At 67.1% G+C, this 26,075-nt stretch carries 24 protein-coding genes; 10 read left to right on the forward strand and 14 right to left on the reverse strand.

Translation table 11 applies throughout. From position 1 onward, the window contains the following. Positions 1–188 precede the first annotated feature (188 nt). The 4 genes from ASE48_RS13695 to mbp1 all read left to right on the forward strand — a co-directional run bounded on the left by ASE48_RS13695 (position 189) and on the right by mbp1 (position 8,518). Complete coding sequence (locus ASE48_RS13695) at positions 189–5,618, forward strand: glutamate synthase-related protein (RefSeq protein ID WP_082614162.1); 5,430 nt, start codon at positions 189–191, stop codon at positions 5,616–5,618. Positions 5,619–5,622: 4 nt separating this feature from the next. Further along, entirely contained in the window at positions 5,623–7,362 is a 1,740-nt protein-coding gene (locus ASE48_RS13700; RefSeq protein ID WP_057167641.1) for a diflavin oxidoreductase, read from the forward strand. Further along, a complete protein-coding gene (locus ASE48_RS13705) occupies positions 7,352–8,179 on the forward strand; it encodes a hypothetical protein (protein WP_057167642.1) in 828 nt (275 codons plus the stop codon). The genes ASE48_RS13700 and ASE48_RS13705 overlap by 11 nt, the downstream gene beginning before the upstream one ends. A 96-nt stretch (positions 8,180–8,275) precedes the next feature. Next, entirely contained in the window at positions 8,276–8,518 is a 243-nt protein-coding gene (gene mbp1 / locus ASE48_RS13710; protein WP_057167643.1) for a microaggregate-binding protein 1, read from the forward strand. 55 nt (positions 8,519–8,573) lie between these two features. On the opposite strand, the gene ASE48_RS13715 is transcribed toward mbp1, so the two are convergent. From ASE48_RS13715 to ASE48_RS13725, 3 genes are read right to left on the reverse strand one after another with little or no spacing between them, the layout of a single operon-like run. Beyond that, positions 8,574–10,019: a cytochrome P450 gene (locus tag ASE48_RS13715; RefSeq protein WP_057167644.1), complete on the reverse strand. Its 1,446-nt coding sequence runs from the start codon at positions 10,017–10,019 to the stop codon at positions 8,574–8,576. Next, a complete protein-coding gene (locus ASE48_RS13720) occupies positions 10,016–10,825 on the reverse strand; it encodes an SDR family oxidoreductase (RefSeq protein WP_057167645.1) in 810 nt (269 codons plus the stop codon). Before ASE48_RS13720 ends, ASE48_RS13715 begins: the two co-directional genes overlap by 4 nt. Then, entirely contained in the window at positions 10,822–11,508 is a 687-nt protein-coding gene (locus ASE48_RS13725) for a hypothetical protein (RefSeq protein ID WP_156409184.1), read from the reverse strand. The genes ASE48_RS13720 and ASE48_RS13725 overlap by 4 nt, the downstream gene beginning before the upstream one ends. Before the next feature lie 114 nt (positions 11,509–11,622). Here ASE48_RS13725 and ASE48_RS13730 point away from each other — a divergent pair, with 114 nt between their 5' ends. Then, positions 11,623–12,279 carry a hypothetical protein gene (locus tag ASE48_RS13730; RefSeq protein ID WP_057167759.1) on the forward strand — a complete coding sequence of 219 codons (657 nt, stop codon included), beginning with the start codon at positions 11,623–11,625 and terminating at the stop codon, positions 12,277–12,279. Here ASE48_RS13730 and ASE48_RS13735 read toward each other — a convergent pair. Both ASE48_RS13735 and ASE48_RS13740 read right to left on the reverse strand, forming a co-directional pair. Beyond that, positions 12,262–12,969 carry a PAS and ANTAR domain-containing protein gene (locus ASE48_RS13735; RefSeq protein ID WP_057167646.1) on the reverse strand — a complete coding sequence of 236 codons (708 nt, stop codon included), beginning with the start codon at positions 12,967–12,969 and terminating at the stop codon, positions 12,262–12,264. The genes ASE48_RS13730 and ASE48_RS13735 overlap by 18 nt on opposite strands. 90 nt (positions 12,970–13,059) lie before the next feature. Further along, entirely contained in the window at positions 13,060–13,503 is a 444-nt protein-coding gene (locus ASE48_RS13740) for an Hsp20/alpha crystallin family protein (RefSeq protein ID WP_057167647.1), read from the reverse strand. Between the two features lie 269 nt (positions 13,504–13,772). On the opposite strand from ASE48_RS13740, the gene ASE48_RS13745 reads away from it, so the two are divergent. After that, positions 13,773–14,960, forward strand: a complete 1,188-nt coding sequence (locus ASE48_RS13745) for a metallophosphoesterase (RefSeq protein ID WP_057167648.1) — start codon at positions 13,773–13,775, stop codon at positions 14,958–14,960. A gap of 4 nt (positions 14,961–14,964) precedes the next feature. Here ASE48_RS13745 and ASE48_RS13750 read toward each other — a convergent pair whose 3' ends face one another. From ASE48_RS13750 to ASE48_RS13760, 3 genes are all read right to left on the reverse strand, one after another. Then, positions 14,965–15,852 (reverse strand): dihydrodipicolinate synthase family protein, encoded by an 888-nt coding sequence (locus tag ASE48_RS13750; protein ID WP_082614163.1) that lies wholly within the window; start codon positions 15,850–15,852, stop codon positions 14,965–14,967. 13 nt (positions 15,853–15,865) lie between these two features. Next, a complete protein-coding gene (locus tag ASE48_RS13755; RefSeq protein WP_057167649.1) occupies positions 15,866–16,651 on the reverse strand; it encodes an aldolase in 786 nt (261 codons plus the stop codon). A gap of 115 nt (positions 16,652–16,766) precedes the next feature. Beyond that, positions 16,767–17,294: a helix-turn-helix domain-containing protein gene (locus tag ASE48_RS13760; protein WP_057167761.1), complete on the reverse strand. Its 528-nt coding sequence runs from the start codon at positions 17,292–17,294 to the stop codon at positions 16,767–16,769. 292 nt (positions 17,295–17,586) lie between these two features. On the opposite strand from ASE48_RS13760, the gene ASE48_RS33120 reads away from it, so the two are divergent. Further along, positions 17,587–17,736, forward strand: a complete 150-nt coding sequence (locus tag ASE48_RS33120) for a hypothetical protein (RefSeq protein ID WP_156409185.1) — start codon at positions 17,587–17,589, stop codon at positions 17,734–17,736. A 57-nt stretch (positions 17,737–17,793) separates the two neighbouring features. On the opposite strand, the gene ASE48_RS13765 is transcribed toward ASE48_RS33120, so the two are convergent. From ASE48_RS13765 to ASE48_RS13775, 3 genes are read right to left on the reverse strand one after another with little or no spacing between them, the layout of a single operon-like run. Beyond that, positions 17,794–18,603, reverse strand: coding sequence for a hydroxypyruvate isomerase family protein (locus ASE48_RS13765; RefSeq protein ID WP_057167650.1), 810 nt, complete (start codon positions 18,601–18,603; stop codon positions 17,794–17,796). Between the two features lies 1 nt (position 18,604). Continuing rightward, a complete protein-coding gene (locus tag ASE48_RS13770; RefSeq protein ID WP_057167651.1) occupies positions 18,605–19,309 on the reverse strand; it encodes an SDR family oxidoreductase in 705 nt (234 codons plus the stop codon). A gap of 58 nt (positions 19,310–19,367) precedes the next feature. Next, positions 19,368–19,553, reverse strand: coding sequence for a hypothetical protein (locus ASE48_RS13775; protein WP_057167652.1), 186 nt, complete (start codon positions 19,551–19,553; stop codon positions 19,368–19,370). Between the two features lie 190 nt (positions 19,554–19,743). On the opposite strand from ASE48_RS13775, the gene ASE48_RS13780 reads away from it, so the two are divergent. Then, positions 19,744–20,466 carry an SHOCT domain-containing protein gene (locus tag ASE48_RS13780; protein ID WP_057167653.1) on the forward strand — a complete coding sequence of 241 codons (723 nt, stop codon included), beginning with the start codon at positions 19,744–19,746 and terminating at the stop codon, positions 20,464–20,466. 2 nt (positions 20,467–20,468) lie between these two features. Here the strand turns inward: ASE48_RS13780 and ASE48_RS13785 are convergent, their stop codons facing one another. Then, positions 20,469–22,799: a putative bifunctional diguanylate cyclase/phosphodiesterase gene (locus tag ASE48_RS13785; protein WP_082614164.1), complete on the reverse strand. Its 2,331-nt coding sequence runs from the start codon at positions 22,797–22,799 to the stop codon at positions 20,469–20,471. A 218-nt stretch (positions 22,800–23,017) separates the two neighbouring features. On the opposite strand from ASE48_RS13785, the gene ASE48_RS13790 reads away from it, so the two are divergent. Further along, a complete protein-coding gene (locus ASE48_RS13790; protein ID WP_057167655.1) occupies positions 23,018–23,968 on the forward strand; it encodes a methylenetetrahydrofolate reductase in 951 nt (316 codons plus the stop codon). Beyond that, the gene (locus tag ASE48_RS13795) at positions 23,961–24,722 is read left to right on the forward strand and encodes a class I SAM-dependent methyltransferase (protein ID WP_057167656.1); all 762 of its coding nucleotides are present in this window, start codon (positions 23,961–23,963) and stop codon (positions 24,720–24,722) included. The genes ASE48_RS13790 and ASE48_RS13795 overlap by 8 nt, the downstream gene beginning before the upstream one ends. 15 nt (positions 24,723–24,737) lie before the next feature. Here ASE48_RS13795 and ASE48_RS32685 read toward each other — a convergent pair whose 3' ends face one another. Together ASE48_RS32685 and ASE48_RS13800 are read right to left on the reverse strand one after the other, a co-directional pair. After that, positions 24,738–24,947 carry a hypothetical protein gene (locus tag ASE48_RS32685; RefSeq protein ID WP_156409187.1) on the reverse strand — a complete coding sequence of 70 codons (210 nt, stop codon included), beginning with the start codon at positions 24,945–24,947 and terminating at the stop codon, positions 24,738–24,740. 15 nt (positions 24,948–24,962) lie between these two features. Next, a complete protein-coding gene (locus ASE48_RS13800) occupies positions 24,963–25,985 on the reverse strand; it encodes a YihY/virulence factor BrkB family protein (RefSeq protein ID WP_082614195.1) in 1,023 nt (340 codons plus the stop codon). Between the last annotated feature and the right edge of the window lie 90 nt (positions 25,986–26,075).

Genomic DNA, 26,075 nt, shown 5'->3' on the forward strand with positions numbered 1-26,075 from the left:
GCAACTTGCCTGGCCTGCGCCCGTCACGGCGCCGGGGACGGCCCCTCACCTGCACGTCATTAGGCTAGGCTAAGCTCTTCGCGAGCACCGGAGCCTGCGGTCACCGCACGGGCCGAGCGGGATCCCTCAGTGTCGAGAACCCATGCGGTGCGATCTGTGCATCTGCAGCGTTGAGGAGGTACCGCGTGATGGGGCTGCATGATCCGGATCTGGAAAAGAACAGCTGTGGTGTCGGCTTCCTGACCCGCAAGGACGGCCGCCAGACCCACGACGTGATCCAGATGCTGCACGATGCTTTGTGCGCCGTGCCCCACCGCGGCGGCATGTCCTCCGAGGGCGTCGGTGACGGCGCCGGCGTCAACCTCGACCTCTCGGTCCGCTTCTTCGCCGATGTGACCGGCCGGCCCGACCTTGCCCTCGGACAGTTCGGCGTCGGCAACTTCTTCCTGCCCAACGACCCGGACTTCCACTCCGAGGCCGAACGGGTCATCGAGGACGCTTTGACCGCACGCGGTCTGCGCATCCTGCTCACCCGCGACGTGCCGGTCAACAACACGGCCATCCGCCCCGCCGCCGTCAAGTACCAGTCCCCCATCAGGCAGTGGATCTTCACCGCCGACCGACTGTCCGACAAGGTGATTCACGAAGCGCTCATGGCCATCGAGGCCGTCGCGTACACCCGGGCGGAGCTCTCGGGCCTGTACCCGCTGTCGCTGAGCGCCCGCACCCAGGTGCTCAAGGGCCGGTTGAACTCCAATGAGGTGGTCCCCTACTTCGACGATCTGTCGGATCCGCGGATGGAAGTCCACTCGATGTTCTTCCACACCCGCTTCTCCACCAACACCGCGCCCAACGCCACGATGGCGCAACCCTTCCGATTCATGGCGCACAACGGCGAACTCAACACCGACAAGAAGAACCGGCTGTCGGACAACGCCATCGCGCTGGCCCGCAACCGGGCCATCATCCGTCCGGTCGGCCAGTCCGACAGCTGCCGACTCGATCAGACCCTGCAGAACCGCGTCCTGGAGGACGATCTGGATCTGGTCACCGCGGTGGTCGCGATGATGCCGCCGGCCTGGGAGAACGACACCACGCTCTCACCGCAGGTGCGGGCCATGCTGGAGTACTTCAGCCTCTACGAGGAGAAGAACGACGGCCCGGCGGCGCTGATCTTCGGTGACGGCACCTACATCGGCGCCCGGCTGGACCGGCTCGGACTGCGCCCGCTGCGCACCGTGGAGACCGACGAGTATCTGGGCGTCATGTCCGAGGCCGGGCAGGTCAACTTCGCACCCGGACAGGTGATCAAGCGGGGCCGCATCGAGGCAGGCGGCATGCTGTACTTCGACCACCGTGAGCAGCGGTCCTACGGCACCACCGAGGCCCTGGAAATGCTTGCGGCCAAACATGATTACCAGGACATGCTGGCCGTCGCACGGGTAAATCTGGCGGCGCTGCCCGCCGTGCCGCCGGAGAGTCAGCTGTCCCCCGCCCGCTACAACGGGGACCTCAACCGCCACCAGCGCTACGTCTGTTACTCGATGAGCCAGGAAGACTTCAAGTTCCTGATGGACCCGATGCTGACCACCGGGCAGGAGAAGATCTCCGCGATGGGCTACGGCGCGGCCATCAACGCGCTGTCCAACCACGAGGGCGGTATCGCCCGGTACTTCTCCCAGCGTTTCGCCCAGGTCACCAACCCACCCCTGGACAGCATCCGCGAGGCCGACGGCATGACACTGCGGGTCGCGTTGGGCGCCAAGCCCAACAGCGGCGCCCAACCCGCCCCGCAGATCGTGATCCCGTCACCGATCCTCGGTCACCTGGACATGCTGAGCATCCGCGATCAACAGCACACCCCGGTGCGGCGCTTCGGGATGCGCTACCGCGTGGACCTCACCGATCGCCATGCCAACGCCGACGCACTGGTCGCCGCCATCGACGCCCTGTGCGATGACATCGAGGCCTATGCCCGCGAGTCCGGCGGCATCGCCGTCATCTCCGACCGGCACATCGAAAGCGGTCTGGCACCGATACCGGTCATCATCGCCGTCTCGGCCATCAACCAGCGGCTCATCGAACAAGGCCTGCGGCTGCGGGTTTCGGTGATCGCCGAGAGCGGCCAGCTGGCGTCCTCGCATCACATCGCCACGGTCCTCGGTTTCGGTGCCTCCGCGGTGTATCCGCTGGCGGTCCAGATGCGGGCCGAGGAAAAGTTCGGCCCCGATGAGACATTGGTGACCGCCGCCTACAAGCGGTTCGCCAAGGCCGCCGAGAAGTCACTGATGAAGACCATGGGCCGGGTGGGTCTGTGCACCGTGGAGAGCTACATCGGCGGTGAATTCTTCGAACCCAGCTACCTGGGCACCGGGGACCCGGTGTTGCACCGCTACTTCCCGAACGTGGTGTCCCCGGTCGGCGGTGTCGGATTCGACACGCTGGCAGCCGCTGTCGCCGAATGGCACAACCACGCGCTGTCGGTCACCGGCGAGAAGGACGTGCCCCTGCTCGGCCTGTTCAAGGAACGCGCCGAGGGGTCCGGGCACTCCTACGGCACCACCGCCGTACGCGGATTCGTCGACATGACCGAGGAAGCCATCTCCTTCGGCGACGAGGGGCGCCCGGAGAACCCGGGCATGACCGACCCGGCGTTTCTGCGGTCGCTGCCCCTGCACCAGCTCGAAGGCGCCTTCGGACTCGACGATGAGGCCTACCAGCACAACAGCTTCGAGGAGATGACGCCGCGGGCGATCAACAGCTTCGACATCACCCCGGGCTACCGGCACTTCGTGTTCGCGATGAACGCCGAGCGGGCCCGCCGCCCCGCCGCCCTGCGCGATGTCCTGGCGCTGCCGGCAGACGTCAACTTCCTACACACCGCCGACGAGTTCCGTTCCGAACTGGGGCAGTTCGCGAGGTTCGGCAACAACAGCTTCCAGGTCCGCGGCCTGACCTGCGTTCAGGTCGGCGATGAGTTCACGCTGCGCCTGGGCCACAGCGCGCAGCGGCTGGAGGCACTCGCGGAATCACTGTTGCGCCGCTTCGGCGCCGATATCGTCGACCACGAGATCATCGTGGACCGGTTGTGGATCCGCGCCCGGGGCGCCGCCCGCGACTACCTGACGATGGTGCAGACCGCACCGGACTCGATGCCACTGGCCGCGGTGCAACCCGCCAGCGAGATCGCGGCGACGCTGACATCGGGTGCGATGAGCCACGGCGCCCTGGTGGCCTCGGCGCACGAGGCTGTTGCGCACGGCACCAACATGGTGGGCGGACTGTCCAACTGCGGTGAGGGCGGCGAGCACATCACCCGGTACGGCACCATCCGCGGCTCCCGAATCAAGCAGTTCGCCTCCGGCCGGTTCGGGGTGTGGGCCGGCTACCTGGCCGACCCGATGCTGCGCGAACTGGAGATCAAGATCGGCCAGGGCGCGAAACCGGGTGAGGGCGGCCAGCTCCCGGCCCCAAAGGTCACCGTGCAGATCGCGGCCGCCCGCGGCGGGACACCCGGCGTGGAACTGGTCTCTCCCCCGCCGCACCACGACACCTATTCCATCGAGGATCTCGCCCAACTCATCCACGACTGCAAGGCCGCCCGGGTCCGGGTGGTCGTCAAGCTGGTCTCCAGCGAAGGCATCGGCACCATCGCCGTCGGCGTTGCCAAGGCCGGTGCCGATGTCATCAATGTGGCCGGCAACACCGGCGGTACCGGTGCTGCGGCCGTCACCAGCCTCAAGTACGCCGGGCGTTCCGCCGAGATCGGCGTCGCCGAGGTGCATCAGGCCCTGGTGGCCAACGGAATCCGGCAGAAGGTCGTGCTGCGCTGCTCGGGTGCACACCAGACGGCCAGCGATGTGATCACCTCGGCGCTGCTCGGCGCGGACAGCTTCGAGTTCGGCACCACCGCACTGATGATGCTCAAGTGCGTGATGGCCAAGAACTGCAACATCAAATGCCCGGCCGGGTTGACCACCAACCCCGAGGCCTTCGACGGTGACCCGCGCGCGCTGGCGCAGTATCTGCTGAACATCTCCCACGAGGTGCGCGAGATCCTCGCCACGCTCGGCATGCCGTCGCTGGCAGCCGCCCGCGGCCGCAGCGATCTGCTGCATCTGCTCGACCACCCGTCGAGCATCGGCAGGCTGGACCTGCGCGCCATGCTGCAGGTCGCCAGGGGTTTCGTGCCGGAGGATCCGATCTACATGGAGAAGGACTACGCGGTCGACGACGCGTTCCTGGCCCAACTGGATCTCGACGGTGTCGAGATGACACCGGTGGCGTTGACGAACCAGAACAAGAGCGTCGGCGGACAGCTGGCCGTCGACATCGAACGCAAATTGAACCACCAGGGCGCCAGTGGGACCGCGGTCGCGGTCGACGTCCGTGGCCGGCGCTACCTGACACCCGACAGCGTGGTGATCACCACCACCGGATCGGCGGGCCAGAGCTACGGGGTGTTCTGCAACGACGGCATGACGATGACGCACACCGGAACCTGCAATGACGGCGTCGGCAAGAGTCAGTGCGGCGGCACCATCGCGGTGCGCTCCCCCGGCGGCGGGTCGGCCCGCCCCGGCGGCAATGTGCTGATCGGCAACTTCGCGCTGTTCGGGGCCTCCGGCGGCCGGTTGTTCGTCGAAGGTGAAGCCGGCGACCGGTTCGCGGTACGCAACTCCGGGGCCACCGCCGTGGTCGAGGGTGTCGGAGAGTTCCTGTGCGAGTACATGACCAACGGCGCGGTGTTCAACATCGGCGGCTTCGGCAAGGGCGTCGCCAACGGGATGAGCGGCGGCTTCCTCTACCAGTACGACCCGGACGCCGAACTGGCCGCCAAGGTCAGCGCCGACTCGGTGCTGCTGGCCCCGATCAGCGAGGCACCGTTCCACGAGGTGGCTGCGCGCACCATGCTGCAGTGGCACCTCGACGCGACCGGATCGGCGAAAGCCGCTGCTCTGCTTCAGGATTGGGCGGTCACCCGGCTGCAGGTCAGCTACGCGATGCCGCGGGCACTGCTGCAGTACCAGGATGCCGAGGCGATCCTGGCGGCCAAGACCCGCAAGGAACTGCTCGACGAGTTGGCCTCCGCGCTGGCCGGCTACCAGGTGCACAAGTTCAAACGCTCTTACCGCCACGGTGAGACGGTGCTCGGCGGCGCGGTGCCCGGCTACGGTGAGACCGACACCGAGGCCATGTTCGCGCTGCTGAACACCTACACCGTGCTGAACATGGCACAGCGCCTCGCGCTCACGCGACTGCCCGGCGTCACCGACGTCGCCGATCCGCGGGTCGCCAAGATGGTGCGCAACCTGGTGCTCACCGAGGACTTCTTCCTGATCCAGAAGCTGCAGCGCTTCGCCCGGGAAGCTATCGACGATTTCAGCGACGAGAACCTGGCCGTATTCATCGCCGACAAACGCATCACCGACTACAAGGATGCGCTGGCCCAGCGAAACGTGTTGTCGATGGACAGCCCGGGAACCTACGGCTGGATCCTGTACCAGAACGCCAAGAACGTCGACATGATCGGCCGGCTGCCCTCGTTCGAGGAACTGTTTGCCGCGCAATCGGTTCCGGACGTGGTGGCGTCCCTCACCTCGCTGGAGACCGCGTAACACGATGAAGATCGCCTACATTCCCCAAGACGCCCCGTTCAACGAGGACCAGCGCGCCTGGCTGTCCGGTTTCCTGGCCGGCCTGCACTCCCGGCTGGCGATGAACGTCGCGCCACCGCCGGCCATCCCGGGTGATCAGTCCGCCCCGCGTCCCGCGCTGCGCATCCTGTACGGCACCCAGACCGGCAACGCCGAGGGTGTCGCCAACGACGCGGCGGCCGCGGCCAAGGCACAGGGTTTCGACGTGAAGGTCAGCGGACTCGACGAGATCGAACTCGACGAGTTCGCCGGCCTCAAATACGTGCTGATCGTGACGTCGACCTACGGCGAGGGCGAAATGCCCGACAACGCCGAACTGTTCTGGGAGGCCCTGTCGGCGTCGACCGCCCCGCGCCTGGAAGGGGTGTCCTTCGGGGTGCTGGCGCTCGGCGACACCAGCTATGACGAGTTCTGTCAGGCCGGAAAGCTTTTCGACACCCGCCTCGAGCAACTCGGTGCCGCGCGGGTGGCGGCCCGCGCCGACTGCGATGTCGACTACGAAGCCCAGGCCGCCGAATGGATCCAGTCCGCCGTCTCGGCGCTGGTACCCAGCTCCGGGGCCAGCGGCGCACCCAGCACGCCGCCGCCGAGCGCGGTGGCCCGTTCCGGGTGGACCCGCAAGAACCCGTTCGTCGCGGACGTCGCCGTCAACCGTCTGCTGTCGGGGCCCGGCTCGGACAAGGAAATCCGGCATTTCGAGTTCGATCTGGCCGACAGCGGGATCGAGTACGTCGCCGGCGACGCGCTGGCCGTCATCCCGGAGAACGACCCGGTGCTGGTGGACGCCATCGCCGGTCATTTCCGGGTGTCTGCCGACACCCTCGTCAGCGATGAGCCGCTCGGAGATCTGCTGGGCCACCGGTACGAGATCAGCGCGCCGTCCAAGGATCTGCTCGGCGAGGTGGAACGCCGCGCGGAGAACCCCGAGCTGTCCCACGTGCTGCGCGGCGGGGTGAAGGAGACCCTGGAGCGCTGGCTCTACGGCAAGGACATCCTCGACGTACTGAGCATCGCCGGGGACGATCTCAGCCTCGAGGAGTTCATCGGTTTGCTCAAACCGCTTCAGCACCGGGCATATTCGATCTCGTCGAGCGCGCTGGCGCATCCGGACCGGATCCACCTGACGGTGGCCAGCGTCCGCTACCACAACAGCGGACGGATGCGCGGCGGAGTCTGCTCGACGTTCCTGGCCGACCGCGGCACGGCGTCCAAGATCTTCCTGCAACCCAACAAATCGTTCCGGGTGCCGGCCGATGACAACGCTCCGATGGTCATGGTGGGCCCGGGCACCGGGGTGGCGCCGTTCCGCGCGTTCCTGCAGGAACGCGAGCAGCGTGGCGCCGGCGGACGCAACTGGCTGTTCTTCGGCGATCAGCACCGCGAGCACGACTTCGCCTACGCCGACGAGATCTCGGCGTGGCAGGACTCCGGACTGCTGAATCGGTTGGAGCTGGCGTTCTCCCGGGACCAGGCCGAGAAGGTCTACGTGCAGACCCGGATGCGCGAGCACGGCAAGGAACTGTTCGGCTGGCTCGAAGAGGGCGGCCACTTCTACGTCTGCGGCGACGCGACGCGGATGGCCAAGGATGTCGACAAGGCGCTGCACGATGTCGTCGCCACCCACGGCGGGATGGACGCCGACGGTGCCGTCGAGTACGTCAACACACTGAAGCGGGAGAAGCGGTACGTTCGCGATGTGTACTGATGGACAGCGCTGCAGCTCCTGCCCCGCGAGACGGCTGAACGCCGGTAGCCGAGAGATCGGCGCGGCCCTGCCCGCCCTGGGCACCGTGGTGTCCTGCACCGCCAATGATGCTGCACTGCTGAGTCATACCGGTGAATACGCCACACCCGCACACCCCGGCGAGGCGCTGATCTGCGGTCACGAACAGATCAGCGTGCGCCTCGGCGCGGGCGTGACCGGCTATCTGACGCCGCAGGCCCTGACGCTCACCGGTAGCTTCGGCACCCATCGGTCCCACCTCACGCCGATGTCGGATCCGATTGTTGTCAAGGGTCTTTCGCTCGCGCCGCGCGGTCCGCAGATGGCGTTCACGCCCGAGGACTGGGTGGGTGTGGACTGGAACGACACCGACCAGATCGACCACCTCGATTCGCTGACATCCGAGCGGTACCGGGTGCTGCCGTTCACCGGGGCCCGCAAGGTCGACCCCAGGGTGCTGCCGCATCTGCTGGTGTATCTGGTCGAGCAGGACGTGGAGTACACGGTCGCGGTGCCGGGCGGCGGGTGCGTGCAGTTGCATCGCGGCCGGGCGGCAATGGCCGATACGTCGGGTCCCGCCGTGGCGGTGATCTTCGGTGCGGCCCGGTATGCGCTGGATCCGGCGCAGGTCGGCGAGTGCTGGGTGACCTCACTGCACGGTGCGGCCGGCCCGACCGCCGCGATCGAGATGTACGACCACAGCCGGCGGTGCGTGACGATGCTGACCCTCACCGGGTCGGTGTGCGGGCGCGCCCACGACGACTGGCAGGCCATCGCGAGGTCCCTGCCAGGCCTGTGACCTGCATGTCCGGTGACGCCGGTCACATGATGTTGATTGTGCTGCCGGGCGGGGTATTCCTTGCCGAGCAGTGCTTCCCCTCTGAAAGGAATCAACATGGCTGACAGCGGTCCTGAGAACGCCGTGAGTGGTGTGGTCGAAGACGTCAAGGGCAAGGCCAAGGAAGTCATCGGCATCGTCACCGACAACGACTCCCTTCGCGAAGAGGGTAGGGCCCAGCAGGACAAGGCCGACGCACAGCGTGACGTGGCGAAGAAGGAAGCCCAGGCCGACGCCGCCCGCGCCGCGGCGAGCGCAGCCGAAGCCCGTCAGGCGACGGCCGAGGCAGCCGACCAGTAGATCTCTCGCATCAGCGGGCCCCGTCCAGCAATGGGCGGGGCCCGCTGATTGTCGTTCAGCGGCTCGCAGGTCCGCGCCGGCGCAAGATGATCGGCAACCCGTCGGCCGGCGTCGGGCCCGTTCCCCAGCTGAGACGGGGCCGGTACCCCGACCGCACCCGCCAGTCGAACTGCCGCAACAGCTGCACCATGATCGCCTTGACGCTCATGTCGGCGAACTGCTGCCCGATGCACTTGTGCACCCCACCCCCGAACGGCGCAAAGGCGTATCGGTGCACCGGAGCCGCGTCGGCGCCGTCGGTGAACCGGCTCGGGTCAAACCTGTCCGGATCCGGCCACCAATCAGCCAGCCGCATCGATGCATAGACGTTGATGGCCACTTGGCTCTTTCGCGGGATGTGATGTCCGGCGACCACCGTGTCCTTGATGGTCTGGCGGAACAAGGTTCCCGCAGGTGCATACATCCGCAGGATCTCCTTGACGGCGGCATCCAGCAATGGAGACTGCTGCAGCCCGTCCAGGGTCGGTTCACCCTCATACGACAGCGACTCATCACGAAGAGCGTCCTGCCACAACACATTTCGGCCGAGTTCGTAGACCAGCATCGAGATCGCGATCGCGCTGGTATCGTGCGCGGCCATCAGCAGGAAGATCATGTGATTGACGATGTCGGCGTCGGAGAAACTCTCGCCGTCCTCGCTACGGCTGCGGCACAGCATCGAGAACAGATCCGTGCCCTCACCGGACCTGCGACGGGGCAGTTGCGCACCGAAATAGCGCTCCAGCCGTTCGCGGGCGCGCAGGCCGCGAGCCCATGTCCCGCCCGGTACGTCGGCCCGGATGATCGCCTGACCGCCACAAACGGTGTCGTGGAAGTCGGCTGAGAGCTGGGCCGACTCCGCGCCGAGGGCCGCACCGACAAAGACCTCGGCGGCCTGTTCGAGCAGCAGGTCCTTGACCGCGGTGTAGAACGGGAACCGTTGCGCCGAGCCCCAATTCGTGACGGTCCGCGCGATCCCGGGTCGCATCAGTGCCAGGTACCCCTCGAGCGCGGTGCGCGTGAAGGACTGCTGCATGATGCGGCGGTGATCCCGGTGCTCGTCGAAGTCCAGCAACATGATGCCGCGATGGAAGAACGGCCCGATGACCGGCGCCCAGCCCCTGGTGCTCGAGTACGCCTTGTCCTTGTTGATCCACACTGTTTCCAGAGCCTCCGGGCCCATCAGCGTGACGATGCGGAAGCCGACGCCACCGGCCCAGGACACCGGTCCGTAGCGGTCGTAGCGCGCGCGGGCGAACTCCAGTGGGTCGACCAGTGAGCTCATGATGTGTCCGATGACCGGAAATCCGTAGTTGCCCATCACCGGACGGAGTCCGGAACCGTCCGGCGGCCGCGCCAGCGCCCGTTCCCGGCTCGGGAAGCGGGACGTCACCCCTGCCGCCGCGTACTGCAGGCGAACCTTCGCCGCGGCGGCCGCCTCGGGTGCGATGACCCCGGTCACTGGCCGATCCGGTCGAGGTATTCGCGCCTGCCGTCGGTGTCGAAGTCTCCGGGCGGACGCCGCAGGGTGGCAAGGTGTTTGAGACGCTGCATGAGTGGCTCCGGCATCAGTTCCTCGACCGCCCCGGCCGGCGCGAGCCAGCGTGGCACGGTGACCTCACGCCACGGGTGCCCGACGCTGTCGGCGATCACCTCGGCGATCTGCTCGGGCTGACGCGTCGGTAGCAGGTCCAACGACACACCGGCGGTCAGTTCGGTGTGCACCGCGGTCGGCATCACCGTGGTGAGAGTCACCGCGGATGAGGCGATCTCGGCCCGCACCGCCCGGGAGAGTGCGGCGACGGCATACTTGGTGGCGCAGTAGACCGACATGCCCGGCGTGGTGACCTTCGCGGCCATCGAGGCGATGTTGACGATGTGGCCGTGATCGCGCGCCAGCATGGCGGGCAGGAACGTGTGCATGCCGTTGATGACGCCGAGCAGATTGACCGACACCTCCCGGTGGTAGAGGTCCAGTCGCTGCTCGGCGAAGGGTCCCATGTACTGGATACCGGCATTGTTGACCAGCATGGCGGGAGGACCGAGCTGCTCTGCGTCGTCCCGGAATGCTGCGACGCTGGCCGGGTCGGTGACGTCGAGATGAGTGGCGTGCACGCCGATCTGAGCAGCGGTACGTTCGGCCTCGTCGGCGTCGAGGTCACCGATGAGCACCTGCGCTCCGCGCCGGGCGAGCGCTTCCGCGGTGGCGCGGCCGATGCCCCGGGCGCCGCCGGTGACACAGACCACCGCGCCGTCGAGCTCGATCATGCGTGCGCCGCGCTCTCGTCGCTGAACTCGCGCAGCGCGAAGTAGGCGATCAGCCGGACTTCCCCGCTGGGCATCGTCAGCAGCGCGCGCCCCAGATAAAACCCGGGCAGCAGTTCGACGATCTCGTCGCGGGTGCGCTTGATCGGGAAGGTGCGCACGCTGGGATTCCGGTACTCCTCGACCCCGTAATCGAGTGCGCACACCGTGACGAACGGTGCCACAGCGGCGGTTTCGGTGCTGTGCTTGAAGTCGAAGCCCACCATCTCGGAGCCAACGCGGCGCAGGCCGCGGTAACCCGGAGCGATGACCGGCATCACCGCCCGGGAGACCAGCGCCAGCCGGTTGTAGCCCGTACCGGTGTCGGCGTCGAAGGACTTGCCGCGCCAGGTCGGCTCGATCTTCAACAGCGGGTTGGCCAGATAGGCCTCGGGGATTCCGAACAGGTTGCCCACGATCAGGCCTTCCAGCGCCCCGTCGAGCCGGTGCGGCGCCGCGCCCTGGGAGAACAGGAAGTGCAGTTGGTTGCGCCGTCCGCGGTCCCCGAGTTCGCGCACGTAATCCCACCCGTGCCGCCGGGCCAGCCCGGGCGCGGTGACCGCCAGTTCGCGCAGATCGGTCAGCACCGAACCACGGACCGTGCGCTCGGGACCGTCGGTGACGCGGGCCGCTGTTGCCATGTTCATGATCTCCCTCAAATTCTGGTACGAGTTGGTGCCACTTATACTGGTACCGAACCGTGCCAGAATCTGGCGACACCTGTCAAGGGGGTGCCCCACGTGCAATGGGACGATGACGAGGTGTCCGAGGCTCCGCAACGCAGCTACGGCGGCCAGTCTGCCCAGACCCGCCGCAGGGAGCGGCGGGAACGGTTGATCGAAGCCGCCCTGGATGCCGCCGCCGACAATGCCTGGCGGACCATGACCGTCGACAAACTCTGCGCCGCGGCAGGCCTGAACAAGCGGTACTTCTACGAGAGCTTCACCGACCTCGACGCGGTCGCCGCCGCGGCGGTCGATGACATCGCCGCCCAGGTCAGTATCGCCACCATGACCGCGGTGAGCTCGGTGCTGGGCGAATCGCTCGAACGCCAGGCCACGGCCGCAGTGGACGCACTGGTGCGAACCCTGGTGCAGGATCCGCGACGGGCCCGGGTGCTGCTCGGCGGGGTGGCCATATCGCCTGCGCTGCACCAGCACCGCGAAGCGGTGATGCGCGGCCTGACCGAGGTACTCATCGGGCATGCGCGCGTCGTGCACGGTGTCGAACTCGAGAAGGACCCGCTTGCCGAGATCGCGCCGGCGTTCGTCGTGGGCGGGACCGCCGACGCCATTCTGGCTTTCACCGAGGGACGGGCCCGGCTGTCGATCGAGCAGCTGGTCGACGGGCTGGTGACCCTGTGGCTCATCACCGGCAATGGTGCGGCCGATGTCGCGCGGTCACGAATCGAGCGTTGAACGCGCGCTGCCGTCCTGCGCGCCGCGCACCCTTTCGTGCGCGGTGAGCAGTAGATGGTCGAACGTCGATCGCGGCGGCAGCGTGCCGTCGTGAACCAGTTGTTCGAAGTCGGTCATCAATTGTTCGGCCAGCGCGCGTAGCTTGACGTTGGTGTCCTGAGACCGCCACCTGAGCAACTCGAATGCCGCGTCGGCATCGATGCGGTAGACCAGTCGCAGAATGCCCTTCACCTGTTCGATGACGGCGCGGTTGTCGGCGATCGCGGATACCGCCTCGGTGATCGCGGCATCGGTGGCCTCGACATCCGGGGTGACATCGATGTAGAAACCCTGGGCGCCCTGCACCTCTCCTTCACCGTCGTGCAGACGCCGGCCGATGACCAGTACTTCGCGGATGTCGTTCTGCGTGGTGATGATTCGGTGCCGTGTGCTGAAAGCACCACGGGTGCCACGCAGTTCCTGCAGGGTGGCGGCGACCATCTCACGGTCTTCGGGGTGTTGATGCCTGAGCACCAATTCGGTGGTGAGACAAACGGTTCCAGGCTCGTACCCGTAAATGGATTCGACATCGGGTGACCACTCCCAACGCTCATCGTCGAAGTAGTACCGGTACCACCCGACGCGCTGGGGTATCCCGCCGGCAAGCGCCAATTCCACCGGCGAGACTTCTGGATCCTCACATGTCGACATCGTCGTGTATTACTCGTGTGCCGTGGGCTGACAGCGGTGCGCGGTGCACGGCTGCAGCCGAGGGCCGCAGCCGTGCGCCTGTCGATGCGGTTAGCTCGAGTCGACCGTGGACGACTCGATGGTGCGGGCGGCGCCCGCGTGCTCGACGTCGATGCGCCGCGGTTTGGCGCGTTCGGCGAGCGGGATGCTCACCGTGAGCACACCATTCTCGTACGTGGCGGAGATGCGGGAGCAGTCGACGCCGTCACCGAGAGACAACTGGCGGCGATAGGTGCCCGAGAACCGTTCATTCGAGAGCCACTGGACGGCGTCTTCAGATCGCGCGCTGCGGTGCGCCGTCAAGGTCATCGTCCCGTTGTCGACGCTGACGTCCACCGAACCGGGGTCGACACCGGGCAGGTCCGCCGTCAGCACGTAATGATCGTCGACCTTGTACAGGTCCATCGGCATGAATCGCGGCACGCGGCCGGAGCCGACCTGGCCCGCGAGCACGTCCCGAGTCAACGCATCACCAAACGGATCGAAACGAAGCACAGCAATCCACCTCCTCGTCGTCCATGGAACCCGCCTGCTGGCGGGCCGCTCATCACTGTGCAATCAGAAATTTAGCACTCGGGGCCCGAGAGTGCCAGTATCAATTTTGGGGTTATCCGGACCGGGTCCTGCTGCGCCACAGACCTTCCCACTCTTGCCGGCTGACGAGGCGGGCCGGAACCCACCCCGGTGGCGCGGTGACAACAGGAGCCCAACGCGGACCGCCGGTACCGTCGTTGGCAGTGATCCCTGTACACGATCGAGGTGCAATGACCGACAACCCGGCCGAAGTAGTAGAAGAAGCCGCACACCCACCACGGCGAGCCGGAGCTCGGTGGCGCCGCACCGCAGTGGTGTCGGCGGTGCTCGCCTTGCTGTTCGGGGTGCCGTGGTGGACGGTGGTCGCCGCCGGCGGGTGGCCGCTGCCCGTGGTGATCGCGGGAACCGCGCTGTTCGTCGTTGCCCTGGTGGCGCTGCCCACGCTGCTGTTCACCGGCCACGGCAAGCACCGCGATCTGCCCTCGGCGCTGGGCGATGCGCTGCTCGGGACGATGTGGGTGCTGTTCGTGTGGTCGGTACTCGGCAATGTGCTGCGACTGGTGCTGCTGGCCATCGGCGTCGAAGACCCGGTGCGGTCCCGGGTGGTCGCGGTGGCGACCATCGTGGTGTCAGGGGTGCTGCTGGCGTGGGGCCATTTTGAGGCGATGCGGGTGCCACGGATCCGCCCGGTCGAGGTGCGCATCCCCCGGCTGGGCCGGGGCCTGGACGGGCTGCGGGTGGCCATGATCACCGACACCCACTACGGACCACTCGATCGGGCCCGATGGTCGGCGGATGTGGTGGAGCGAGTCAACGGTCTCGATGCCGACATCGTCTGCCATGTCGGCGATATCGCCGACGGCACCGTCGAGGTGCGCCGCAACCAGGCCGGCCCGCTGGAGACGGTGCGGGCCGCATCGGCGCGGGTGTATGTGACCGGCAACCACGAGTACTTCAGCGAGGCTCAGGGCTGGCTCGACTACATGGAGAGCATCGGCTGGTCGGCCCTGCACAACCGGCACATCGTGATCGAGCGCGGCGGTGACCGGTTGGTGATCGCCGGGGTCGACGACGCCACCGCCGAGGACTCCGGATTACACGGCCACGGCGAGGATCTGGCGACCGCACTGTCGGGCGCCGATCCCGCGCTGCCGGTACTGCTGCTGGCACATCAGCCCAAGCAGATTCCGCAGGCGGTGGCCGCCGGGGTGGACCTGCAGATCTCCGGGCACACCCACGGCGGCCAGATCTGGCCGTTCAACTTCCTGGTCCGGCTGGACCAACCGGTGGTGCAGGGGCTGAGTGCGCACCGGCCGCGCACCCAGCTCTACACCAGCCGCGGCACCGGTTTCTGGGGTCCGCCGTTCCGGGTGTTCGCACCCAGTGAGATCACCCTGCTGACCCTGCGCGCCGGGTAGCCCGTCAGTGGATGACGAGCAGCCGCTTCAGCTCGTCACGGCCACCCTCGTCGAGCGGCAGCAGCGGCGGGCGCGGCGCCCCGACGCCCTGTCCGAGCACCTCGAGACCACCCTTGACCGTCGTCGGGAGTCCGCCGGCGACGATGAACTCCAGCAGTGGGCGCAGATCCTCGTAGAGTGCTTCGGCGCGGGGCTGATCACCGGCGCGGATGGCCGCGTAGAGGTCCAGGCACGGCTGCGGACGAAGGTTGGACGCCGCGGTGCACCAGCCCTTGGCTCCGGCGTTGAATGCCTTGAGCACCATGGGGTTACTGCCGTTGTAGAAGGGCAGCTGGCCGCCGCTGAGCTCGGCGATGCGCAGCATGCGGGTCAGGTCGCCGGTGGATTCCTTGACCATGGTGACGTTGTCGACTTCGGTGAACATCTGCACCAGCAGCTCCGGACGCATGTCGATGCCGCTGGTGGCCGGGTTGTTGTACACCATGATCGGGATGCCGATGGCGGCACCGATGGCGCCGTAGTGCTGCACGATCTCGCGCTCCGACAGCTTCCAGTACGAGATGGGCAGCACCATCACCGCATCGGCACCGGCCCGCTCGGCGTACTGCGCCCGGCGGATGGTGTTGGCGGTGGTCAGGTCCGAGGCGCCGATGATGACGGGGACCCGGCCGGCAACCACCCCGATGGTGGTGTCGATGACGGCGTCGAATTCCGCCTCGGTGAGGTAGGCCGACTCCCCCGTGCTGCCCAGCGGCACGATGCCGTGCGCACCGTCGGTGACCAGTCGCTCGACGAGGGCCGCGAGCTTGCCGGTATCCACGTCGTTGTCGTCGGTGAACGGTGTGACGGGATAGGCGAGGATGCCGTGAATGTCTTTGGTGCTCATGGTCATGTCCTTCCAGGGTTCAGTTCGAGAGCGCATCGGGGTGGTTGCGGTACGCGCGCCGCGCGTAATAGGCGAAGTTGGCTTCGCTGCGTTTGGGGCTCAGCGTCCAGTCGTGTGCTTCGCGGGCAAGCCGCGGGGGCAGGTCGGCGATGGTGCCGGCCGCCATCGCCGCCAGTTGCAGTTCCGCGCCGCGCTCGATCAACACGGCCAACGAGCACGCTTCCTCGACGCTGGCGCCGGCGACCACGTGACCGTGGTGGGCCAGCAGGATGGCCTTCTTGTCACCCAGTGCGGCGCTGATGATCTCGCCCTCCTCGTTGCCCACCGGAACGCCGGGCCAGTCGGCGAGGAACGCGCAGTCGTCGTACAACGGGGCGATGTCCATCTGGGATACCTTCAGCGGCACCTCCAGCATCGACAGCGCGGCGACGTGAAATGGGTGGGTGTGCACGATGCACTGCACGTCCGGGCGAGCGCGGTAGATCCAGGAGTGAAACCTGTTGGCGGGATTGGCCATTCCGGTTCCGTCCAGCACGTTGAGGTCCTCGTCGACGAGAAGCAGGTTGCCCTCGGTGATCTCGTCGAAACCCAGACCCAGGCGCTGGGTGTAGTAGGTGCCCGGTTTTTCCGCCCGTGCGGTGATCTGGCCGGCCAGTCCCGAGTCGTGTCCGGCGTCGAACAGCGCCCGGCAGGTGAGCGCCAGCTTCTGTCGCGTCGTCAGGGTGGATTCCTCGATGTGCGCGGACAAACCGTCCAGCGCCCGCTGCATCAGGACTTGTTTCGAATCTCCGAGTGTCGTGGTCATCTGCTCACACCTTCCGCGTGGTCGAGACACTGCGGTGACTGTAGGACACTTTGTGTCCTACAGTCAATGCTGCGAGGTCAACCCGGAAGCGCGCGAAAGGCGGTCGGGCACCGCCTCAGCGGTTGCGGGTGTATTCGGTGTGGATCACCACGAGCACTTCGCTGCGGGTACCGCCCCGCTGGCGGAGTTGATGCGGAATCGAGGAATCGAAGTACACGCAATCGCCGGCCTCCAGGGCCACCGATTCATCGCCGAGGCGCAATTCGACCGCACCGGCATGGACGAACACCAGTTCCTGACCGGCGTGTGCGGGATGCGGGTGTTCGGAGAATTTGAGGGTGGGACGCACGACGAACGGGGACATCGCCTTGCCGAGCATGGACGCTGCGACGGCGTGGTAGCGACTGAGATCGCGCTCCGCGGCGCGGTCCACCGACAAGGTCGTCGCCGACTGATCCTCGGCGAAGAGCTGTGCGACGTCGACGTCGAGCGCGCGGGCCAGTCGCATGGCCACCGCAATCGAGGGTGTCGAACGCTGGCGTTCGATCTTCGACAGGTAACTCTTGGTCAGCTCGGTCTCGGCGGCGAGTTCCTCGAGCGTCATACCGCGCTGTTGACGCACGGCACGCAGCAGAGCACTCATCATCCCTCCATCGGATCCGGCTGCCGAAAGTGTCACATATCTGCCGATAGGACACGAGGTGTCCGATGGACGACACGCGGCTGGAGCACGATTGCACCTACGTTGTGACGCCGGACACCCCTGCCGCCGCGAATGCGGCTGCGCTGTCGTGGAACTCACAGATAATAAATTGCTTTACGCAGAATTAACACGGACCATGGAGGCGTTGCACAGAACGGGTGATCCCCGATCTGGCCCCACCAGATACAACCGAAGTCCCTGTGACCCAGGGCACTTACAAGGAGTGAGAACAATGTCCCTCGCGCAGTTTCGCGACAACATGAAGCGCGCCAACAATCGGCGTCGCCTCTACGCGCGGATCAACGCAATGCCCGATTCCACGGTTCGTGAAGAACTGATCGCGGTAGCGCAGCGCTACGAGTTCGAGGACTCCGTTCGCTGATTTTGATCCCGTTTCCGCTGACCAGAGCCGGTGGCCCCACAGGGCACCGGCTCTGAGCTATTCCGGAGGGTTGTGCCACGGGCCGCCGCGCCGAGACCGCGGGAGCCATCCGAAAGGATCCGGCCCGTCGGCGCGGTACTCCAGGCTGACATCGCCTCGGTAACCGCCACCGGCCAGCCGCCGCAGGTACCGGTCGATGTCAAGGGATCCGGTACCCGGGGCACCACGCCCGGGTGCGTCCGCGATCTGCACGTGCCCGATGCGGTCCACCTGGGCATCGATGACAGCGTCGATATCGTCGCCGTTGACACTCAGGTGATACAGATCAGCCAGCAGCCGCAGCGAGGTGACCTCGACGCGGTCGATCACCGCGAGGACGTCCGCGGCTGTGCGCAGTGGATAGTCGTCGACACCGCTGAGCGGCTCGATGAGGACGATCGCTCCGCGGCGCGCGGCCATCCCGCCGACGTGTTCGAGGTTCGCGGTGGCCGTCTCGTCCTGCTCCGCGGCATCGATGCCGGCGAGGCGGTTTCCGTAGAGCGCGTTGAACGCGCGGGTGCCCAGCCGGTCCGCGATGCCGAAGGCGACATCCACGTTGTCGCGGAACTCCTGTCGCCGGCCGGGATCGGACAACAGCCCGCGCTCCCCCGCGGCCATGTCGCCGCCGGCGAAGTTGAGTGCGGTGAGCCGGACTCCGGCGTCGGCCACCGCCGCCACGAACGTGTCGACCTCGGCGTCGCCGGGCACCGCGTCGTCGAAGGGCCACCAGAACTCGACCGCGTCGAACCCGGCGTCGCGGGCCGCCCGCGGCCGCTGCAGCACGGGCAGATCGGTCAACAGCATCGAGCAGTTGACGACGAATGACATGTCAGCCGCGACCGACGTAGCGCATGCCCCGCGCCATCACGGTGATCGTGGGCACCGAGACGTCCACCGGCAGGTCCACGATGTGCGCGATGGTGGTCGCCACATGGGTGACGTCGATCGTCGGTTCGGCGGTGAATCCGCTGGTCATATCGGTGGCGGCATTGCCGATGTCGATCTGGGTGACGTCGATGTCGAGGTCGCGCAGGTCCAGCAGCATCGATGCCGTCAGTCCGCTGATCGCGTGCTTGGTGACCGCGTAGGCCAGGGTGTTCGGGCGCGGGCGGTGTGCGGCCAGCGAGCCGTTGTTGATGATTCTGCCGCCGCGCGGCAGTTGCGCGGTCATGATGCGGGTCGCTTCCCGCGCGCAGAACACGGCGCCGTCGACGTTGGTGCGCCACGTGGCGTGCCACTGCTCGTCGTCGATGTCGGCGATCGAGGCGGCCGGGCCGAAGGCGCCCGCGTTGTTGAACAGCACGTCCACCCGTCCGAAGGACGACACCGTCTGCTCGAACAGCGCCCGCACCGCCGCCGCGTCGGCGACGTCGGTGGGCACTGCCAGTGCGTTCGGGTGACCCTGGGCGGATTCAGCGAGCTGCTCTGCCCGGCGCCCCGCCAGCACCACGTGGTGGCCGGCGTCGAGCAGAACCCGGGCTGTGGCCCGACCGATACCGCTGCCCGCGCCGGTGATGACGACGACCTTGTTCATGACGCCGATTCTTCACTGTGGTCGTCGCGAACTCGACCGACGGTGCAGGGTGTCCGGCTCAGGCGGTACGCCGAAGCCTCATCACATCACGTTTGGCGCAGCCGACACGCTCGGCGGCTTCGGCCGGCGACAACAGCGGGTCCAGCAGGATGCTGAGTTCGCCGGCGGAGAACTGCGGTTCCTGCTCCCACGGCGCGAAATCCCACCCCGCGTCCTCGAAGCCGACTGACGATCGCTCGCTCATGGTTGTTTCCTAGAGTCGTTTGCCGGTACCCGCTGCCGTCGATGGAACGCATCGAAAACGGCGGCGCCACAGAGCGTCCGCGATGACACCGGTTCAAGCCTAAGGACATTTGCGCGCACCCGCTGACTGAACTGGAATGCGAGCGTTTTCTGGACGGCCCGCCGGGCGGTCACGGTGGAACAATGAAGCGATGAGCTCTCCGATCAGTCCCGAAGCCGACAGGGCGCTCGCCGACATCGCGACACGGCACGGTCTTTCACGCGAGGCGGTGCGGGCCATGCTGTACGCGCTGCATGCCGGCGGCGGCACGATGGCGCAATTCGACATCCCCGAATTGGGTGGGTCCGGGCAGTGGATGCGCGGCGGCATGACCATGGTCGGCAACATGTTCGACAATGCGCTCAAGGCACGAGTCGACGCGCTGTGCGCCGAGTTGGCCCAACTGCTCGCCACGACGGCGGTCTTCCCCGCGCGCCGCACTGCCCCGACCGGCTCCGGTGGCTGGTGGCCGGCCGACCTCGGCGTGCCGAGCGCGACCGGCGGCCAGAACGATGCGCGTTACGCGATTTTTCCCGCCACCCGGCGGTTGGCCATCCACGTCGACGGTGCCACCCGGGTCTTCGATACCGGCGACCACCAGATCGGCGGAGTGCAGCAGCAACAGGGCGGCCGACGCGGCAGCGTGACCTTCACCAGCCAACTCGGCGCCTTCGACGTGTCGAGCCTGACCGAACTCGGTGCCCAACCCACGGCCGAACCGCCCGCGGCCGCGCAGGCAACACAGCCGCCGGCGGCCGGTGACACCGCGGCGATCATCGGGGCGATCGAGGCGCTGGCCGAGTTGCACGAGCGGGGCATCCTCTCCGCTGGCGAGTTCGCGGCCAAGAAGACCGAACTGCTCGGCCGGCTCTAGTTTCAGCTCGGACGCCGCAGATCGGCCACCGCGGCAGCGGAGCGGGCTGTCGAGGCGCTGCGGGTGCTCAAGGTGTCCTGCATGTGCGACGCCGACATGGGCGGCCCGCAGTAGAAGCCCTGCATTGCGTCGCAGTGCAGTTGGGCAAGCCGATGGACTGTCGTGGAATCCTGTACCCCCTCGGCTACACAGCGGAGCCCGAGCGTGTGCGACAGGCCGATCATCGCCCCGACAATCGCCTCGGCACGCGGATCGGTGGTCATCGGCGTGATCAGGTTCTGGTCCAGCTTGACCTCGTCGACCTCAAGTTGCCGCAGGTAGTTCAGACCCGCATAGCCACTGCCGAAGTCATCGATCGAGATCCGGATGCCCATGTTGCGCAACCGGTACAGCACCTCCTGTGCGGCGGGTTCGTGGGCCAGCAGGACATCTTCGGTGATCTCGACGGTCAAACAGTCCCCACGGAGGCCTCCCCCGTCGAGCATCTCAGCCAGATGTTCGGGCAGCCGGGGATCACCCAGCGACGGCGGGAACAGGTTGATCGCGAACGGTACGTCGAAACCGGCTGTGCGCCAACGGGCACTGTCGCGCACCGCGGTCTGCAGCACCTGGTCGGTGAGCGCCCCCATCAGGTCGTTGTGGCGCACCACGGGAAGAAACTCGTCGGGACGCAGCATTCCGCGCTGCGGGTGGTGCCAGCGCACCAGCGCTTCGACGGCGATGATGTCGCCGGTGGTGACAGCGAACTGCGGTTGATACACCACCCCCAGCTCACCGTGTTCCAGGGCGTGCCTCAGCTGGTCGGCGAACTGCAGGGTCGCCGTGCGACCATCGCGGGGGATGAACCTGTTCTCCCACAACGAGTCATGTTCGACGCGTTGCATCTCCACGGCGAAGTGCCGCACACCGCCACCGTTGCGCTTGGCCGAATACATCGCCATATCAGCCTGTTTGAGGAGGGCGTCGACCTCGAATGATTCGCCGCCGTCCGTGGTCGTCACACCGACGCTCGCGCGGGCCAGCACGTGGTGCCCGTCGACCGGAAACGGGTTGTCGAAGCTACTGAACACCTGGTGGGCAATCTGATGCGGCGATTCGGAGCTGTCGATCAGCAGGACCGCGAACTCGTCGCCGCCCAGACGTGCGACCACCTGGTCGGCAGGCACGCATCGGCGCAGCCTCTCGGCGACGGCGATGAGCAGTGCGTCACCGGCGATGTGCCCCAGCGAGTCATTGACCGATTTGAAGTCATCGAGGTCGACCGACAGCAGTGCGACGCCGCGCCGATCACGGTGTGGCGCGGTCAGGGCGCGGGTGAGCCGGTCGCGGAACATCTCCCGGTTCGCCAGGCCGGTCAACGAATCCCGCGACGCCTGCTCGGACAACGATGCCAACAGTCGGCTGTTCTCGTCGGCCACGACGAACTGCCGTCCCACGACGGCGAAGACCACGAGGAGGGAGGCGAGGAGCAGCGGGGCCGAGCCGCGACTGTCGACCACGACGACGACCGCGCCGGTCACCGGTACATACGGCAGCCAGAACGCCACCCGCGACGGAATGAGCGCGGTGTCGGTCGCGTGGTGGTCCACGCGCGCACCCACGGTGGCGGCGACACCGAGCAGCAGCAATCCGGCGACCCAGGCCATGTCGACGTAGCCACCGCTGCGGTATTGCCCGCGCGCATCGAGCACCGCGAACAGCCCGTCGGCGACAGCGAGCAGGCCGATTCCCAGGGTGAAGGTCACCAGCACGGCGCGCTGCCCGGTCGGGGCCGTCAACAGGATCAGGGCCGCCACGGTGATCAGCAGCAGGTCCGCCATAAAATAGGCCACCGACATGGTGAAGGCAAACCATCGACCGTCACTGCTGTCGAATACCTCGCCGAGGCCGGCGGACCAGAAGATGATGAATACCGAGCCCGCAACCATCAGGCCGTCGAAGAGGACCCGTATCAGCAAGCGGCCCGACGCCGAGAACAGCAAGAGCAACGCCGCACACGCACACAGGTAGAACAGCACATAGCCGATGTCTGCCGGCGACGGAAAGGGCGATGCGCGAAGAACCAGGGAGTACAGCGCCCACACGCTGTCCCCGAGCACCCAGCACCCGATCGCTGCGGCGAGCATGCACCAGGCCCGGCGCCGGCGCCCGGCGCTGAGGCGCATCGTCGCCAGCGCGCAGAACACGGCAAAGCAGCCCGCCAGGACTGATCCGATGTCGCCGACTGCACTCACCACCGAGGGCCCGCCCCACCCGCGCTGCAGCCAGAGCGCAAACGTCAAAAAGAAGGCGGCCGCGGCTACTGCCACGCCGAGGACCGGTGAACGCGACATGGCCCTCCGCCCCCGCCCTGAGCACGCCCCCAGCTACTGCTCAACAGCACTTCAACACAACCATACGAGAATTCAGCAAAGCAGTACAGATCGCCCCACGCGGTCAGGTTCCGGCGCCGCACACGGCTTGCTTCCATGTGCAGTCCGATGGGTACTGCACTACCCATGATGAGTGCGCGACGGTGACCGCTCCCGTGGACGTCGATTGTCCGAAGCGGATGGACTACGGGCCCTGCGGAGGGGTGCTGCCCGACGGTGGATGCGAAATGCGTCCAGGTCGGTGCGCCTTCTCCGACGTGGTGCCCTGGACCGGTGTCCCCGCTGAGCCGCGACCGGTGAACGCGCCCCGCGTGCTGACGGACTTCAGCTGTACGCCCTTCGACAGGCGCGAAGTTCAGGCGACCGCGGCGATCCTCGCCTCGTCCTGTGACGCAGTGCTCGTCGGCGAACACCAGAACAAGCCGGACTTTCCGCCGACACTGATGGGCTCCCTGCTGCTCGAATGCGGAATCGACCCCTGGATCACGTTGTCCTGCCGGGACCGCAACCGCGTCGTGCTCGAACAAGAGCTGCGGGGTCTGAGCAGCGTGGGCATACGCACGGTGTTCTGCGTGACCGGCGACGGACGCGGCTATGACGTGCGGCCCGAGGTGACACAGACATTCGATCTGGACGGCCCGCGTCTGGTTGCGCTGGCCGCGTCACTGGGAATGACGCCCGGCGTCCCGGAAACGCCGACCGCACCCCCGGTGCACGGTCGGCCCACCCGTCTGGTGCACAAACAACACGCCGGAGCGCAGCTGGCCGTGCTCAACCATGTGCCGTCGCCCACGATCATCGCTGCGTTCATGGCCGCCGCCAGGTCCGCGGGCCTGCGGATCCCGGTGGTGGCCGCGGTCGCAGTGTTCACCGACCACGTGTCCGCGGCGGTGCTCCAAGGCCTGCCCGGGCTCGAACTCGACCCCCAGGTGACCGAAACGGTCTTGACTGCAGACGATCCGGTGGAAGCGGGGATTGCCGCAGCCGTCACCGAAGCTCGTGCGCTGCTGGCCATCGAGGGCGTCGAGGGCGTCAACGTGTCCGGTCTGGCATCGGCGTCCGGACCGCGCGCAGGTGCCGAGATCAAGGCCGAAGTCGGCCGTCGGATCCGGGTTGATCGCGATGAGTGACGCGCTGAATGCCGAATTCGACACCGTGGCGGATTGGACTGCCCGCGTGGCGATGAGCCTCGGCACCGACTTCTACATTCCGGCCGCCTGCCGGGGAAGCGGCAGTCCCGCGGCGCTGGACTGGCTGATGGACAGGATGGGGCTGGCACCGGGAGATCTGCTGCTGGATTGCGGTGCCGGGGTGGGCGGCCCGGCCGCGTATGCGGCCCGTACCCGCGCCGTCCGGCCCGTTCTGGTCGAACCGGAAACAGGTGCGTGCCGCGCCGCGCAAATGCTCTTCGACCACGACATCGTGCAGGGCCTCGGCACCGCGCTGCCGGTGCCCGATGCGACGTTCGATGCCGGCTGGGCACTCGGCGTGCTGTGCACGACGGCAGAACAAAGCGCACTGCTGCGCGAGCTGCACCGGGTGGTCCGTGTGGGAGGGCCCATCGGCCTACTCGTCTTCGTCGCCGACCAGAAAATCCCCGCCGACTACGTGGAGGACAACCACTTCCCCACTACCGACGAACTCGCGCACCAGCTGGCCGCAGCGTCGCTCACGGTCACCCACCGGATCGGCACGTCTGAACTGCCGGCCATACCGGATATCTGGAACGAACGCGTCGCGACGGTGGAGCGCACCCTCGAGGAGCGCTACGGCGAGAGCCCCACATGGCAGCTCGCCAAACGGCAGAGCAGCAGAATCGGTCGACTGTTGGCCGATGGCGAGCTGCGGGGCGAACTTCTCGTCGTCCATCAACGCCCTGTGTGACCTGACACCGGGTGGTCAGGCGGAAACCGGGGGCGCAGCCAGCACCGGCTCCGGTCGCGGCTGCGCGTTCGCTCGGCGGCGCTTCACGACGACGAGCGCCGCAACGCCCGCTGCCGCTCCGGTCAGGATCACCGTGGGCCACCACAGGGCCTGCGCGATCACGATGCGGCGTTGCACCTTGATCCCCGTGCGGGTGATCGATCGTGCCCTACTGGTGACGCTCACAGGCGTCCCTCCCCTCTAATGGCCTGCCCCCGCAATACCCTCGCCCTGCCTGCCGGAAACGCCGTCGTCGTCGCCGACTACATCGTCGGGTTCGTCGAAGCTGACATTCACCCGCTGAAATCCTTTGGCCTGCTGGGCTTCCGCTTGCCCTGCGTACATGCGGCGATCGGCGGCGGTCAGGTCGACGTTGTCGGTGAAGGGTGTGAGCAGCGCGCGCGGATGCAGCCGGTCCACCCGTACCGCGTTGATCTCGGCGCACACCAACAGTGACGTACCGACCAGGTACAGGAATGCCAGCAGGCCGAGCACGATCGCGAACACACTGTTGGTCACGCTGGCCGACGCGACCACCGAGGACACGTAGGTCGCGCCGAACCACTGCAGCATCTGCCAGAGCACCGCGGCGAGCACCGCCCCGGGCAGCACCTGCAGGACGGTCAACGACCGCACGGTGGTGACCCGGAAGGCGACGACGCAGACGCCGGTGTTCAGCACCAGCGACGCGATGACGACGCCCGCGGTCCCGACAAAGCCCAGGTCGGCCCAATTCTTGCCGACCGCGGTGAGCAGCGTCGTGGCGATCAGCGCCGACCCGAGCACGATCAGCAGCATCAGGCTGCGCACCCGCGCCTTGATCGGGTCGGGGCGGACATAGCGGGGCACGGCCCACACAGTGTCCATCGCGTTCTGCAACGCCGTGCCGACGCCGAGGCCGCCGTAAAGCGCGCCGGCGATGCCGATCACCACTGCGGTCGTGCCGCCGCTGAGCGCATTCGGTTCGCTGAGTTGGTTGCCGAGCAGCGGAAGCTGACTGATCGCGGAGTCCACGATCTGCTCGCGCCACTCGGGCCGGTCCCGCAGCACCACCCCGAGCGCCGTCGTGAGCAGCAGCAGCAGCGGGAACAAGGAGACGAAGGCGTAGTAGGTGATGAGCGCGGCGAGGTAATTGGCCTGGTCATCGACGTACTTGTAGATGACGGCGATGGCGAAGCCGGCCGCCCGGCTGCGCTGCTGCAAACGATCGAGCCATCCCAGCATCGTGTCCTCCACCCACCACCCGGCCCAGTGCCGACGAGCAGGAGTACCCAGTTGACGCGCGCTTCTCACGCGAGACTGCGGGATGGGCAG

Source organism: Mycobacterium sp. Root265 (genome assembly GCF_001428895.1).
Taxonomy (GTDB): domain Bacteria; phylum Actinomycetota; class Actinomycetes; order Mycobacteriales; family Mycobacteriaceae; genus Mycobacterium.

Coding starts and splice junctions, on each gene's coding strand:
- ASE48_RS13695 (WP_082614162.1), top strand. CDS start 189: ATGGGGCTGCATGATCCGGATCTGGAAAAGAACAGCTGTGGTGTCGGC.
- ASE48_RS13700 (WP_057167641.1), top strand. CDS start 5,623: ATGAAGATCGCCTACATTCCCCAAGACGCCCCGTTCAACGAGGACCAG.
- ASE48_RS13705 (WP_057167642.1), top strand. CDS start 7,352: ATGTGTACTGATGGACAGCGCTGCAGCTCCTGCCCCGCGAGACGGCTG.
- mbp1 (WP_057167643.1), top strand. CDS start 8,276: ATGGCTGACAGCGGTCCTGAGAACGCCGTGAGTGGTGTGGTCGAAGAC.
- ASE48_RS13720 (WP_057167645.1), bottom strand. CDS start 10,825: ATGATCGAGCTCGACGGCGCGGTGGTCTGTGTCACCGGCGGCGCCCGG.
- ASE48_RS13725 (WP_156409184.1), bottom strand. CDS start 11,508: ATGAACATGGCAACAGCGGCCCGCGTCACCGACGGTCCCGAGCGCACG.
- ASE48_RS13735 (WP_057167646.1), bottom strand. CDS start 12,969: ATGTCGACATGTGAGGATCCAGAAGTCTCGCCGGTGGAATTGGCGCTT.
- ASE48_RS13745 (WP_057167648.1), top strand. CDS start 13,773: ATGACCGACAACCCGGCCGAAGTAGTAGAAGAAGCCGCACACCCACCA.
- ASE48_RS13750 (WP_082614163.1), bottom strand. CDS start 15,852: ATGACCATGAGCACCAAAGACATTCACGGCATCCTCGCCTATCCCGTC.
- ASE48_RS13755 (WP_057167649.1), bottom strand. CDS start 16,651: ATGACCACGACACTCGGAGATTCGAAACAAGTCCTGATGCAGCGGGCG.
- ASE48_RS13760 (WP_057167761.1), bottom strand. CDS start 17,294: ATGAGTGCTCTGCTGCGTGCCGTGCGTCAACAGCGCGGTATGACGCTC.
- ASE48_RS33120 (WP_156409185.1), top strand. CDS start 17,587: ATGTCCCTCGCGCAGTTTCGCGACAACATGAAGCGCGCCAACAATCGG.
- ASE48_RS13765 (WP_057167650.1), bottom strand. CDS start 18,603: ATGTCATTCGTCGTCAACTGCTCGATGCTGTTGACCGATCTGCCCGTG.
- ASE48_RS13770 (WP_057167651.1), bottom strand. CDS start 19,309: ATGAACAAGGTCGTCGTCATCACCGGCGCGGGCAGCGGTATCGGTCGG.
- ASE48_RS13775 (WP_057167652.1), bottom strand. CDS start 19,553: ATGAGCGAGCGATCGTCAGTCGGCTTCGAGGACGCGGGGTGGGATTTC.
- ASE48_RS13780 (WP_057167653.1), top strand. CDS start 19,744: ATGAGCTCTCCGATCAGTCCCGAAGCCGACAGGGCGCTCGCCGACATC.
- ASE48_RS13785 (WP_082614164.1), bottom strand. CDS start 22,799: ATGTCGCGTTCACCGGTCCTCGGCGTGGCAGTAGCCGCGGCCGCCTTC.
- ASE48_RS13790 (WP_057167655.1), top strand. CDS start 23,018: ATGGACTACGGGCCCTGCGGAGGGGTGCTGCCCGACGGTGGATGCGAA.
- ASE48_RS13795 (WP_057167656.1), top strand. CDS start 23,961: ATGAGTGACGCGCTGAATGCCGAATTCGACACCGTGGCGGATTGGACT.
- ASE48_RS13800 (WP_082614195.1), bottom strand. CDS start 25,985: ATGCTGGGATGGCTCGATCGTTTGCAGCAGCGCAGCCGGGCGGCCGGC.